Source organism: Tritonibacter horizontis (assembly GCF_001518015.1).
GTDB lineage: Bacteria > Pseudomonadota > Alphaproteobacteria > Rhodobacterales > Rhodobacteraceae > Epibacterium > Epibacterium horizontis.
Map to the genome: position 1 here is coordinate 25,657 of NZ_LPUY01000038.1, position 13,843 is coordinate 39,499.

A 13,843-nucleotide genomic window follows, 5' to 3' on the forward strand; every position below is an offset into this window, starting at 1 on the left:
GTCATTCCCAGCAGCTGACCAGGGTCGTGAGACCGGTTGCTTCTTTCTGGAGCAGCGAAACCGGCAAGTCACTGGAGGAGGCCGCTTCGGTGCTGGGGAGGCCGACACCGGCCTTGTCCAATGCCATCCGGATCACCTCCCCCTTGAGCGCGAAACGCACGCCATCGGGCAGCACCGGCCCGTCGGTCCGCAGCGGCAGCAGCATGCCGTGGACGGTGCCTTGCTTGTCGAGGAGCGGACCGCCCGCGTCGCCGGGCTGTGCTGTCAGCTCCAACCGTGCGAGATGCGCCTCACCCTGCAGCCCTTTGAGGTCATCGAGGCTGCCCCAGGTCAGGCTTGGCGCGCCAAGGATGCCGCCATAGGAATAACCGGAGACGGCCAGGACGCTACGCAATCTCGGTGCCACCGAGGCAAGCGGCGCTGTGGCCATCGGCGCCAGCGGGACTGAAGGTTTCAACACCGCGACGCCCGCATCGGCATCCGCCAGCAGCACCTCGGCGCTGACGTCGCGATCAATCGTGATCCGGCCGCAGCTGTTGACCACCGCCGCAGTGGTGACAACGATTCCGTCGCTGGAGGCAAAAAAGCCCGAGTGCGACAGCTTGGGTTTGCGGATTTCAAGCCCGGACACCAAGTCGATGGATTGGGTGTCTTCGGTGCCGGTTGCAGGGTCCAGCACACCGGGCTGCCGGGTAAAACTCTCTTGCATGCGGCTGAGAACCCGGCTGCGTCGTGCCTCGTCCCCGGTCGGCCAGATCAGCGTGAACCCCTTGATCTCGCCATTTTCCAGCCGCGCCTCGGTATAAGAGACGATCCGGCTGTTGCGTCCTTCAAGGCTGAATTGATCGCCGGAACGCTCGCGCGGGCCCTCCAGCGGCACGACTTCCAGAGTCTGCATGATATCGTAAAGACCATAGAGCGTGCGACGGTCCCCCGGTTGCGAGATCAGCAGAACCTCTACGCCAAGCGACCCCGAAGACTCGAAATGAGCAAAGGGCGGTTCGTAGCGGCTGAAAGCAACTTCGCCCAGCGGCAGATCAACCCGAATACCGGCGCGGGTGTCTGTGTAGGGCGCGACACCGGTGGAGATCAGCGGCGCATTGTATTCGTCCATCAAGGCCTTGCGCTGCGCAGTGGTCAGAACGCCGGTCGGCTCAAAGCCATTGGCGCTTTGCCAATCGGACATCGAGGCGCGGGTGCCGCGGCCAAATGCGCCATCAATGGCTGAAGTGTAAAATCCGGAGGCCTTGAGCGCGACCTGCAGATCCATGCGTTCTTCGCGGGTCAGGGCCTGTTCGCTGCGGCGGGCTTCGGCGGGGGTTTCGTCCGGAAGGGAGGAAACAGGCGCCGTGTCCTCGGTCACTGCGGCGACTTGGGTATTGTCCTCCGGGGCCGGAGACTGGACCGGCGCTGGGGCGAGGGTCTCCGTTTCGGGGCCAACCGGATAGAACCGCGTGTTCAGATTGCTCGAAAAGGTGATGAAACTGTCGCGCGGGATCTGGCCCTCGGCGCGATAGACCCGCAGCACCTGCTCGGCATCGGAGCGCGTGTAGGGACCAAGCACAATACCGTACCACCCCCCACCAAGCGCATAGCCCGACACGTCGGGCAGGAGGGTTGACAATGTGCGGGCTTCGTCTTGTGCCTCAAGGAGCGAGGGACGGGCCGCCACTTGGATCCAGACGCCATCGGCATCGGATTGCTGCGCTTGGGACACGCCCGGTAGCGCTGCCAGAAAGACGGATAATGCCCAGAACACCGAGGCAATCAGGTTCTTCATGTCTAAACCTCTGTACGAAGAAACAGTTTTTGTTCGCCGCGCAGGTAACCACTTCGTGACCTTAAAGGGAACGCCGTTGAACTGCACAATGGCGTGTGGAGTGTAAATGTTTCTCTGCCTGATGGGGGTGGAAAGGCAAATGCCCGTGGCGCATGGGTCACGGAGCCGTTGACCCCGGCGGGGGGCTTGCATAGGAAGGCCTTCGTACTTTCCACCGCCCGGACCGGCTGCCTAGGGCCGCTGGGGGCGGGTGATCCGAGGTTCCCGAAGGGATTTGAGATGACCGAAACCACCGCTCCGCGTTCGTTCCAGGAAATCATCCTGCGATTGCAGACCTATTGGGCCGCCAAGGGCTGCGCCATTCTGCAACCCTACGATATGGAGGTGGGGGCCGGTACGTTCCATCCCGGAACCACCCTGCGGTCGCTGGGGTCCAAGGCCTGGGCGGCCGCATACGTTCAGCCGTCGCGCCGCCCCACTGACGGCCGGTATGGTGAGAACCCGAACCGCCTGCAGCACTATTATCAGTATCAGGTCCTGATCAAGCCAAGCCCGCCGGATCTGCAGGCGCTGTATCTTGGCAGTCTTCAGGCCATCGGTATCGACATGGACCTGCACGATATCCGTTTTGTCGAGGATGACTGGGAAAGCCCCACGCTGGGCGCCTGGGGCCTCGGTTGGGAGGTCTGGTGCGACGGGATGGAAGTCAGCCAGTTCACTTATTTCCAGCAGGTGGGCGGGCATGACTGCCACCCTGTGTCTGGCGAGCTGACCTATGGTCTGGAGCGTCTGGCGATGTATGTGCTTGGCGTGGATCATGTGATGGACATGCCCTTCAACGATCCGCAGTCGCCCAGCCCGCTGACCTATGGTGACATCTTCAAGCAGACCGAAGAAGAATATGCCCGCTGGAATTTCGATGTGGCCAATACCGACGTGCTGTTGCGCCACTTTGAAGAGGCCGAGGCCGAATGCGCCGCGATTCTGGCGCAAGAGCCGCTCGACCCCAAGACCGGCAAGCGGATCATCATGGCCCATCCGGCCTATGACCAATGCATCAAGGCCAGCCACATCTTCAACTTGCTGGATGCACGTGGGGTGATCTCGGTGACGGAACGTCAGGCCTATATCGGGCGGGTGCGGGCGCTGGCAAAGCAATGTGCCGACGCGTTTGTACAGACCGAAGCGGGCGGATTTAACGCCGAGAGCGCAGCATGAGTGATGCGAAGGAGCATCTGAAATGACGGGTAAAATACTGTCGATCATTTTGATCGTGTCGGGTCTCGCGGCGGGCCTCGCGATGTACTACCTGCAGGTCTATGGCTATTATGACGACGTTACTGCGCGACCGGGCCAGGATGTAATGCTGCTGCCGATTGGCGGCGAGACTCCTGAACCCATTGCCTATGGCGATTTTACGGCGATTGATGCCGATAGCTCGCCCATTCGGTACCGTGCCTGTTTCACCACGCCGCGCAAACCGGCCGAACTGGCACAGCTCTATCAACTGTCCGAGGTCCGCGCGCCGCGCAATGCCCCGGGTTGGTTCGACTGCTTCGACGCCGCACGCCTGGGCGCGGCGCTGCGCGACGGGGCCGCGATGGCCTTCCTCGCCGAAGCTAACATCGAATTTGGCGTTGACCGGATCGTCGCCGTTACCGAAGACGGCCGTGGCTACATCTGGCACGAACTGAACAACTGCGGCGAGAAGGCCTATGACGGCACGATTGTCGGCGATGAATGCCCGCCCCGCCCGGACGCCGGGCAATGAGGCCCGCCCCTTTTTTCGCCGTCGCGACACGGCAGATCCGAACCGTTGAGGACATGTAATGGCTGATCTTCTGATCGAACTCTTTTCCGAGGAAATTCCAGCGCGCATGCAGGCGCGTGCGGGCGAGGACCTGAAAAAGCGGATGACCGACGGTCTGGTCGAAGCGGGGCTGACCTATGCTGGCGCGCATGCGCTATCGACCCCGCGCCGCCTGACCCTCGCGATCGAGGGGCTCTTGGATCACTCCCCCACCGTGCGTGAAGAGCGCAAAGGCCCCAAGGTCGGCGCGCCGGATAAGGCGATCGAGGGCTTCTTGCGTGGCGCAGGTCTGAGTCGTGACCAGCTTGAGGAACGCGAAACACCCAAAGGTGCCGTGTATTTCGCGCTGATCGAAAAGCCGGGCCGCCCTGCGGCAGAGATCATCGCCGAAGTGCTGGAGGACACGATCCGCAACTTCCCCTGGCCGAAATCCATGCGCTGGGGTGCGGGATCTTTGCGCTGGGTGCGTCCGCTGCATTCTGTCCTGTGTCTTCTGTCCACCGATGACGGCAGCGAGGTGGTGCCGCTGGATATCGACGGCATCAAGGCCGGCGACAGCACCTGCGGCCATCGCTTCATGGCGCCGGCCCGCGTCTCCGTCACCGGATTTGATGACTACGCCGCCAAGCTGAAGCGCGCCTTTGTGGTGCTGGACCCGACCGAGCGGCAGGAGGCGATCTTGCAGGACGCCACCAATCAGGCCTTTGCTTCCGGGCTTGAGGTTGTGGATGATCGAGGGCTGCTGGCCGAAGTTGCCGGTCTTGTGGAATGGCCGGTGGTCCTGATGGGGTCCATCGACGCGGAATTCCTCGACCTGCCACCCGAGGTGCTGCAGACCTCGATGAAGGAACATCAGAAGTTCTTTTCCGTCAGGAACCCCAAATCGGGCCGGATCGAGAAATTCATCACCGTCGCCAACCGCGAAACGGCGGACAATGGCGCTACCATTCTGGCGGGCAATCAAAAGGTGCTGAGCGCGCGTCTGGCGGATGCCAAGTTCTTCTGGGAGAACGACCTGCGTATTGCGAAATCCGAGGTCGGGATGGAGGGCTGGTTGCAGAGCCTTGGCAATGTGACCTTCCACAACAAGCTTGGCACCCAAGCGGCACGGATCGACCGGATCGCGGCGCTGGCGCGCGAAATCGCCCCGGTTGTGGGCGCGGATGCGGAGCTGGCGCAACAGGCGGCCAAGGTCGCCAAGGCGGACCTGTCCTCCGAGATGGTCTATGAGTTCCCCGAACTTCAGGGCCTGATGGGGCGCTACTACGCCGAGGCCGCAGGCCTGCCGCAAGAGGTCGCCAATGCCTGCCAGCAGCATTATTCGCCGCTCGGCCCCGGCGATGACGTCCCATCGGAGCCTGTTTCGGTCGCCGTGGCGCTGGCCGACAAGATCGACACGCTCACGGGGTTCTGGGCGATTGATGAGAAGCCGACAGGGTCGAAAGACCCCTACGCCCTGCGCCGCGCTGCGCTCGGTGTGATCCGGCTGGTGCTGGAGAACGATGTGCGGGTTTCTCTGCGTGATGTCCTGTCGAAAGGCTATGACGGTGCTGATCTGGAAAACCTCCTCTCCTTCTTCCACGACCGCCTCAAGGTCTTCCTGCGTGATCAGGGTGTTCGTCACGATGTGATCGACGCCTGTATCGCGATGGACGGCAATGATGATCTGACGCTCCTGGTGAAACGCGCCCGGGCGCTGGAGGATTTTATGAAATCCGAGGATGGCGAGAACCTGCTGCAGGGGTTCAAGCGCGCCAACAACATTCTGGCGCAGGCCGAAGAGAACGATGGCGTCGAATATTCCTATGGGGCGGACAAGAAGTTCATCGAGGACGCAGCAGAGGCGGCTCTGTTTGATGCGCTTGCAGCGGGCGAGGGGGCGATCTCTTCGGCCATCGAGGCCGAAGATTTCGCGGCCGCCATGGGCGGCATGGCCGCTCTGCGCGCGCCGTTGGATGCCTTTTTCGAAGCGGTGCAGGTGAATTCCGACAACCAGGTGGTGCGCCGCAACCGGCTCAACCTGTTGAGTCAGATTCGCAAAGTATGCGGTCAGGTCGCTGACTTCTCCCGTATCGAGGGCTGACACGCCCCTGTGATGCCTCGCTGCGAGCAGCCCTCACCCCGCTCGGGTGGGGGCTGTTTTTGCAAAGCGCCGTACGGTTCTCCTTGCGGGAGCGAATGCCATCCCTATGGTGATTTCAGGGGGGAGTGCTGCAGTGCAGAATGATACAAGGGACGAGCGCATGGACCAAACGCCCAAAGCTGTGTTGATCACGCCAGGAGCGCCGGTTTCGACCAAGACCCATGGCGGGCGCGCAAAATGCCTGCAGCGATTGGTTCGCCTTGATCTGCCGGTGCCGCAGACTGTGGCGCTGTCCTTTGATGCGGTGCACAAGATCGCCGAGGGCGATATGGTTGATGTGCATGCCATCCTGTCGGAATTGCGCCCGGATGCGCTGGTCTGCGTGCGGCCCTCTTCGGAAGACCCGGATTGGGGCGGACCCGGTGCGGTCCTCAACATCGGCATGAACGACGCACGATATGTGGATCTGAGCGAAACACTGGGGCGCGAGGCGGCGGCGGCGCTTTATTTGCGGTTCGTGCAATCTTATGCGGTGCATGTGGCGCGGCTTGATCCGGATGTGTTCGAGGATGTCGAGGACGGCGGCCCGGATGCGTTGAGCGAGATGCTGCAGGCCTATGAGGCGGAGGCCGACGAACCCTTTCCGCAGGATCCGGGCGAACAGCTGGCGGCGGTGCTGCGGTCCATGGCGCGGGCCTGGGAGGGCACGTCGGCCCGGTTGTTGCGGGCCGCCAAAGGCGCGCCCGAAGATGCCGGCCTGGGTCTGGTGGTGCAGGAGATGGTGCCGGGGCTTGGCCAGGGCGAATGCGGGTCGGGTGTGCTGCAGCTGGTCAGTTCGCAAACCGGGATGCCGCAACTGACGGGACGCTATCTGAGCCAAAGCCAGGGACGGGATGCGCTTGGCAGTGATGCGGCGGCGATCTATCTGGAGCATGACGACCGCGGCCCCTCGCTGGAGGAGCTGGCACCAGAGGCGTTTCAGCAGATCAAGGCCAATGCGGCGCTGATGCGTCAACGATTGCGCGAGGAGATGCAGGTCGAATTCGTCATCGAAAGCGGCCGGGTGCATATTCTGGATGGGGTGCGCGTGGCGCGATCCGCCCGCGCCGCGCTGCGGATTGCGGTGCGATTGGCCGAGGATGGCATTATCAGCATCGAAGAAGCACTGATGCGGGTGGATGCCCATTCGATGAATGAGCTGATGCACCGGCAGGTGGCCCCGGGCGCGCAGCGCGATGTGATCGGGACCGGCATCGCGGCAAGCCCGGGCGCGGCCACCGGGCGTCTTGTCTTTACCGCAACGGACGCCCAGGTGAGCAAATCGCGCGGCGAGCCTTGCATCCTTGCGCGTCGCGAAACCTCTCCCGAGGATGTGCGGGGCATGCACGCGGCGGCGGCCGTCTTGACGGAGAAGGGCGGCATGACCAGCCATGCGGCGGTGATTGGCCGGGGATTGGGGCTGCCTTGTATCGTTGGCGCGTCGTCCTTGCGGTTCGACAGTCGCCGCAGGCAACTGACCGCACGTGACGGACGGGTGTTCAAGGCAGGCGACCGGGTCACGATCGACGGGACCTCGGGGCAGATCCTGGCCGGCGAGCCGGAGATGATGGAGGCCGCGCAGGACGATGTGTTCCAAACCCTGATGGGCTGGGCGGACGACGCCCGCGACATCGACATTCGCGCCAATGCCGACACGCCGGCCGATGCACAGACGGCCCGTAATTTCAACGCCCAAGGCATCGGCCTGTGCCGGACCGAGCATATGTTCTTTGATCCTGGTCGGTTGACGGTGATGCGGGAAATGATCTTTGCCGAGACGCCATCAGGGCGCGCGGCGGTTCTGGCGCGGCTGCTTCCGATGCAGCGCAAGGATTTCCGCGAATTGTTTCGGATCATGGAAGGATTGCCGGTTTGCATCCGCCTGTTTGACCCGCCGCTGCACGAATTCCTGCCAACCACCAATGCCGGGCAGCGAGAGCTGTCGGAGGCGCTTGGTCTGCCGGTCAGTGATGTGACGCGTCGGGTCGAGGAAATGGGCGAGTACAACCCGATGCTGGGCCTTCGGGGGGTGCGGCTGGGGGTCACCGTGCCGGAAATCTATGACATGCAGGCGCGGGCGATTTTTGAAGCGACCCTTGAGGCGTCGCATGACGGGGACCCGGTCGTGCCAGAGATCATGATCCCGCTGGTCTCTGCAAAACGCGAGGTCGAACTGGTGAAAACGCGGGTCGATGCCGTTGCTGCAGCGGTCAAGTCCGAACGCGGCCGTGATTTCACCTATCGGCTCGGGGTCATGGTGGAGACGCCAAGGGCAGCGCTGCGCGCGGATGAGATCGCCGTCCATACGGCTTTCATGAGCTTTGGAACCAACGATCTGACACAGATGACCTATGGCCTGTCACGAGATGACGCGGGGCGGTTCATGTCTGTCTACGTTCAGCAGGGCGTCTTTCCCGAAGACCCGTTCCACGTATTGGATGTGGATGGCGTCGGCGAGTTGCTGCAGCTTGGCGCGCAACGGGGGCGGATGACCCGCCCGGATATTACGCTTTCGATCTGTGGAGAGCACGGCGGCAACCCCGAATCGATTGCATTCTGTCGCGCAGCAGGGTTCGACTATGTTTCCTGTTCGCCCTATCGGGTCCCGGTCGCCCGGTTGGCCGCAGCCCAATTGGCCATTGCGGACAAGACCGGTCAAAAACTGCCGAGATCCCTAAAAAACTAGGGAATTTGCGGTTTTTCGGCGCAGAAACGTGCGAGGTGGCGATGCGCCAATCGCGCGGTCATATCGGCTATACTTTCGTTGGGCTGGACGCAACGACGCAATTCCGTTACCTCGTGCCGTCGCCGGAGGTCGGATTGCCGCCTCGGGCTGTTGGACCTGGGGTGGCTTGAATGAAACGAATTCTCTTATGCGCTGCGATTTTTGCGGCAACCTGTGTGGGTGGCGTGGCGACTGCCGATGTAGGCTTGGATGCTCTTTTCAAACAGGAACAAACGACGCTGCAGGCCGCGCCCAAAGACCGGATGCAACGGTTTTTGGGAGGCAAGCGTCAGAACCGCGACACGTCCCTGACCAAAATCCAGTTCACCCGCGCCTTTCTTGACACCCGCCCTGGCGCAAGCGGGGGGAGCGAATTCGAGTGTCTGGCAGAAGCGCTCTACTTCGAGGCGCGCGGCGAGACCGTTAAAGGCCAGTTTGCGGTTGCCGAGGTGATCCTGAACCGGGTCAAAAGCGCGCAGTTTCCCGATACTGTGTGTGGTGTCATCAATCAGGGCACCGGGCGCCGCTACCAATGCCAGTTCACCTATACCTGCGATGGCCGCGAAGAGGTGATCCGCGAGCCGGGTGCCTTTGAACGGGTTGCCAAGGTCGCGCGTCTGATCCTGGACGGGGTCAATCCCAAGCTGACCCAGGGCGCCACCTATTATCATACCACAGCTGTAAAACCGCGTTGGTCGCGCAGCTTTACCAAGACCGCGCGTATCGGTGTTCATTTGTTTTACCGCGACGAACGCTACCGGACGGCCTCCAAGTAAACGGCTGGCCGGAACGCGGGCGTTGCCTTGACGCCGTTTTCTGGCTCTGGCACGGCGGCGGCGTGCCTGATAGTTGGCTTCAACGGGCATACACCTGTGGCACCTGATACAGACGCCCTATGTTTCAAAGCCAGCCAAAGGCCATGCCCATGAGTTCCGATATCCATCTCGCCTTCGCGCATCCTTCCGAACGCTCCGCCGCCACCGCTCGCCCTGGTCCACTCGACCGGATTTCTCTGCGCGACCATATTGTCGAGGTGGAAATCGGGGCGTTTCAGCAGGAACGCGGCACGACACAGCGGGTGTGTTTCAACGTCGTGGTCGAAATCGCGCCCCTGCCGGCAGATCTTGATGACGACGTTGATCGCATTTTGTCCTATGACCGCGTCACCGAGGCCATCGCCTTTGAGCTGGCACGCGAACGGCTGGCGCTTCTGGAGACGCTCGCCGAACGTGTGGCAGAGCGTATCTTGCTGGAACCACAGGCCATGCGCGCCTTTGTACGGATCGAAAAACTCGACCGGGGTCCGGGCGCGCTTGGGGTCGAGATCGTTCGGTCGGCGGGGCAGGTCACGCAGGGCGCTGGACCGGATAGCAAACCGCACCCCCGCCTGATGTTTCTGTCAAACGCGGCGATCGACAGCGAGAATTTCAAAGCCTGGATCGATCAGATGGAATGTCGCAAGCGGCCGCTCATCCTCTGCGTTGGCGCACATGAGCTGGCGGTCCCACAAACCGGCCACAAATGGACCCAGCGTCGCATCGACCTGTTGGCAATTGAACAAAATGCATGGCGTTTGGCGGCGAAAGACGACCGATGCGTGGTGGTCGAGACGCGAACCGAGCTGGACTGGGCGATGAAGAACGGGCAGATTTGTGTCTGGGCCCCCTCGAAGATCGTGCTGGATGCGGTGGAAGGCCCGACCGAGCCGCCCTCGAATGCGGTTGCACTCGCGGCTTGGTTCGCCTCTACTTTCGAGGCCGAAGAAATGATTGTGATTGGCGCGGAATTGCCGACAGATCCTGGTGTCCGACTGCGCGCCCATGCTGAGGAGCAAAAGACCCTGTGAGTTATTACCGCCCTTTGGTTCGTCACGGTGACGCGCGCCCCGAGGGCGCCATTCACCTCGCCGGAAGTGCCCTCTGGTTCACCGAAGTGGAAATACTGGATCGCTCCGCGCCACCACGCATCGCGCCAGCCGGGTTGCTGCCAGAAGACATCCGGTTGCGGTTGATGAGCCGACGTGCGGCGATTGCCGGTCTCGATATGACCCAGCCGCAGATAATGGGCATCCTCAACGTGACGCCTGACAGTTTTTCGGATGGCGGCCAACATGACGAACTTGCCGCAGCCCAATCCGCAGCGGTGCGGATGCTGGCGGATGGCGCATCGATCATTGATGTCGGCGGTGAGAGCACCCGCCCCGGCGCAGATGTGGTTGAAGAGATGGCAGAGATCGCCCGTACGGCCCCGGTCATCGCTGCAATCCGCGAGGTGAGTGCAGCGCCGATTTCCATTGATACCCGAAAAGCAACGGTTGCAATGGAAGCACTGGATGCCGGGGCCTCCTTGATCAACGATGTCTCGGGCTTCACCTTCGATGCAGCACTGGCGCCGCTGGCGGCGCAGGCGGGCGTCCCGGTCTGCGTGATGCATGCCCAGGGTGACCCTAAAACGATGCAGGAAAACCCTCAGTACGATAATGTCGTGCTGGACGTTTACGACAGTCTTGCGGCGCAGGTGGATCAGCTTGAGGCAACCGGCGTCCTGCGCGAACAGATCGTTGTCGACCCCGGCATCGGGTTCGGCAAAAGCCAGGCCCACAACCTGGCCCTGCTGCGCAATCTCAGCCTGTTTCATGGTCTTGGGTGCCCAATACTCCTGGGGGTCTCTCGCAAGCGGTTCATTGGCACAATCGGCAAAGAGCCGCGGGCGGATCGGCGCATGGCGGGCTCGATTGCCGTTGGACTTGCAGGCTTCGCCCAAGGCGTGCAAATGCTACGGGTACATGATGTGGCGGAAACGGCGCAGGCGCTGCGCTTGTGGCAAGCCACGCGATAACAAGATTTCGGCAGATGTCGGCGGCCTGCAGGCCGGACGGCAGACGGACCGGGCAGAGGAGCAGTGGCATGCGCAAACTCTTTGGGACAGACGGTGTACGTGGCAAGGCCAACCTGCACCCGATGACGGCAGATATGGCCTTGCGGATTGGCGCTGCTGTCGGGCGTTATTTTCGCCGCGAAAGCAATACGGCGCATCGCGTGGTGATCGGCAAGGATACACGGTTGTCCGGCTATATGTTCGAGAATGCGCTGACGGCCGGGCTGACCTCAACAGGCATGAATGTTCTGCTGCTTGGGCCGGTCCCGTCGCCGGCCGTCGGGCTGATGACCCGCTCGATGCGCGCTGACCTCGGTGTCATGATCTCGGCAAGTCACAATCCGGCCGAGGACAATGGGATCAAGTTCTTCGGGCCTGATGGGTTCAAACTGTCGGACGAGGTCGAGGTGGAGTTGGAAGCGCTGATCGAGGCCGGCGTCGAACCGGCGCAGGCTGGCAACATCGGTCGGGCCAAACGGATTGACGATGCGCGGTTCCGATATGGCGAACGGGTCAAAAGCTCCTTGCCGCGCGATATGCGTCTGGACGGCCTCAAGGTGGTCATCGACTGCGCGAATGGCGCGGCGCACCGCGCTGCACCGGAAATCCTTTGGGAGCTTGGCGCAGAGGTGATCCCCATGGGCGTGTCGCCAGACGGCAAGAACATCAACAAGGGCTGCGGCTCCACCCAACCGGCAGCTGCGGCTGAAACCGTGGTGGCCCATGGCGCCCATGTCGGGATTTGTCTGGATGGCGATGCGGATCGCGTGGTGGTGATCGACGAGAATGGCACCATCGCGGACGGGGACCAGCTGATGGCACTGCTGGCGGCAACCTGGTCTGAGGATGGTCGCCTGACAGGACAGGCTTTGGTCGCGACCGTTATGTCAAACCTCGGATTGGAACGTTTTCTGAACGCCCGGGATATCGGGCTGGAGCGGACGGGTGTCGGTGACCGCTACGTGGTCGAGCGTATGCGCGAAGGTGGGTTCAACCTTGGGGGCGAACAGTCCGGTCACATCGTGATGACGGATTTTGCCACGACAGGCGATGGTTTGATGGCGGGATTGCATTTTCTGGCGGAAATGATCCGGCAGGGGAAAAAGGCCTCTGAACTGGCGCGGCAGTTTCAACCGGTGCCCCAATTGTTGAAGAACGTCCGATTTGAGCAGGGGCAGCTTCCATTGGAGGCTTCCCAGGTCCAGGATGCGATTTCCCTCGCCGAGCGTCAGCTGAGCGGGCAGGGGCGGCTGTTGATCCGCAAGTCGGGCACGGAGCCGTTGATTCGGGTGATGGCCGAATGCGAGGATATGGCGCTTTTGAACCGGACGGTGGACGATGTGGTCGCAGCGGTGGAATCTGTTACGGCCTGAGTGTCCCCGGTTGACTGGCGGCATGAGGCGCCCCGGCTGGCCCGGTGCCTGCAGGTGACAGCTGCGTAGGACAAACGCGCGGTGCGGAATTGCGCCGCTGTGCGTTGCCTATGCAGCAGTCAGGTGAAGCCAAACAGACGTTTCAGCGCGCCATATTGGCTCAACGCTACCCCGGCAAGGATCAAGCCAAGTGCTGAGATCAGCGAATTGGGCAGAGCCTCGCCCAGAACCAGCGCCCCAAGCAAAACGGCACACAGGGGAACGAGGTAATTCGTTAGGCTCATGAACGTCGGGCCCGCGCCCCGGATCACCAGAACACGCAGAAGGTTCGCGCCTGCGGTGGGGATCAGGCCGAGGATTGCCAACCATATCCAGGTTTCGTGTGAAATTGTCGGCGGCGGTCCCTCAACGACCAGTGCGACCGGCAAGATCACTGACGTGCCGATCAGCAGCAGCACGGTCGCCAGCCCAACGGGATCGACCTCTGGCAATCTGCGAACGAGAACCGAAGAGACCGCGTAGCATGCGGCAGCGGCAAGGCAGGCGAGGCGACCGGCCCATTCCAGTTCGGCTCCGTTGCTGACAAAGGCCTGCCCCCCAATCAAAACGGCAACGCCGAAGAAGCCGATGACAATGCCCAGCAGGCGGCGAAGGGTCAGAGGTTCGTTCGCGAAAAAATGGGCCAGCGGCAGGACCATCAGCGGAACCGCCGACATGCTGACACCGGCAAAGCCGGAGGTGACATGCTGGAGCCCCCAGCTGATCAGGATAAAGGGCAGGGTGGAGCTGAGGACACCCACCAGAATGACCACCGGCCAGTTAGGACGGCCGCTAAACAGCCGAAATCCCCGAAAGGCCCAGATGGCACAGAGCAGCAGGGATGCAAATCCAATGCGTCCGGCTGCAAGCCAGACCGGGGTGATCCCCTGAAGGGCAAGTTCGACCACCATAAAGGTCCCGCCCCAGGTGATGCCGAGGGCCGCAACCATCGCCCAGTAACGTGGTGGAATTTCCGGCATTGCGCGCTCCTTCTTGCACGGGCGGACAAAAACGCGCGCGCGTTAAAAGGTCAATCTCAATCCCTGCGGTGTGGGGCGAAACGACAGTCGAAACAGAAAGTAAAGGCGCCCCGATCTGGCCGGGACGCCTTGTCAAC

The 13,843-nt window shown here is 62.1% G+C and carries 10 protein-coding genes; 8 read left to right on the forward strand and 2 right to left on the reverse strand.

Features of this window, described 5'->3' with window-relative positions; all coding sequences use genetic code 11:
- Position 1 precedes the first annotated feature (1 nt).
- Positions 2-1,780 carry a trypsin-like peptidase domain-containing protein gene (locus TRIHO_RS05745; protein WP_068241152.1) on the reverse strand — a complete coding sequence of 593 codons (1,779 nt, stop codon included), beginning with the start codon at positions 1,778-1,780 and terminating at the stop codon, positions 2-4.
- Positions 1,781-2,059: 279 nt separating this feature from the next.
- On the opposite strand from TRIHO_RS05745, the gene TRIHO_RS05750 reads away from it, so the two are divergent.
- The 8 genes from TRIHO_RS05750 (at position 2,060) to glmM (ending at position 12,687) form a co-directional block, all read left to right on the forward strand.
- Complete coding sequence (locus TRIHO_RS05750) at positions 2,060-2,998, forward strand: glycine--tRNA ligase subunit alpha (RefSeq protein ID WP_068241154.1); 939 nt, start codon at positions 2,060-2,062, stop codon at positions 2,996-2,998.
- A gap of 22 nt (positions 2,999-3,020) precedes the next feature.
- Entirely contained in the window at positions 3,021-3,551 is a 531-nt protein-coding gene (locus TRIHO_RS05755; protein WP_068241156.1) for a DUF6446 family protein, read from the forward strand.
- A gap of 58 nt (positions 3,552-3,609) precedes the next feature.
- Complete coding sequence (gene glyS / locus TRIHO_RS05760; RefSeq protein WP_068241159.1) at positions 3,610-5,673, forward strand: glycine--tRNA ligase subunit beta; 2,064 nt, start codon at positions 3,610-3,612, stop codon at positions 5,671-5,673.
- Between the two features lie 160 nt (positions 5,674-5,833).
- The gene (locus tag TRIHO_RS05765) at positions 5,834-8,398 is read left to right on the forward strand and encodes a putative PEP-binding protein (protein ID WP_068241161.1); all 2,565 of its coding nucleotides are present in this window, start codon (positions 5,834-5,836) and stop codon (positions 8,396-8,398) included.
- Positions 8,399-8,568: 170 nt separating this feature from the next.
- Positions 8,569-9,213, forward strand: a complete 645-nt coding sequence (locus TRIHO_RS05770) for a cell wall hydrolase (RefSeq protein ID WP_068241163.1) — start codon at positions 8,569-8,571, stop codon at positions 9,211-9,213.
- A 149-nt stretch (positions 9,214-9,362) separates the two neighbouring features.
- Positions 9,363-10,283: a dihydroneopterin aldolase gene (locus tag TRIHO_RS05775; protein ID WP_068241165.1), complete on the forward strand. Its 921-nt coding sequence runs from the start codon at positions 9,363-9,365 to the stop codon at positions 10,281-10,283.
- Positions 10,280-11,275, forward strand: coding sequence for a dihydropteroate synthase (gene folP, locus TRIHO_RS05780; RefSeq protein WP_068241167.1), 996 nt, complete (start codon positions 10,280-10,282; stop codon positions 11,273-11,275). The genes TRIHO_RS05775 and folP overlap by 4 nt, the downstream gene beginning before the upstream one ends.
- Positions 11,276-11,343: 68 nt before the next feature.
- Positions 11,344-12,687, forward strand: coding sequence for a phosphoglucosamine mutase (gene glmM / locus TRIHO_RS05785; protein WP_068241169.1), 1,344 nt, complete (start codon positions 11,344-11,346; stop codon positions 12,685-12,687).
- Between the two features lie 119 nt (positions 12,688-12,806).
- On the opposite strand, the gene TRIHO_RS05790 is transcribed toward glmM, so the two are convergent.
- Positions 12,807-13,706 carry a DMT family transporter gene (locus TRIHO_RS05790; RefSeq protein WP_068241171.1) on the reverse strand — a complete coding sequence of 300 codons (900 nt, stop codon included), beginning with the start codon at positions 13,704-13,706 and terminating at the stop codon, positions 12,807-12,809.
- Between the last annotated feature and the right edge of the window lie 137 nt (positions 13,707-13,843).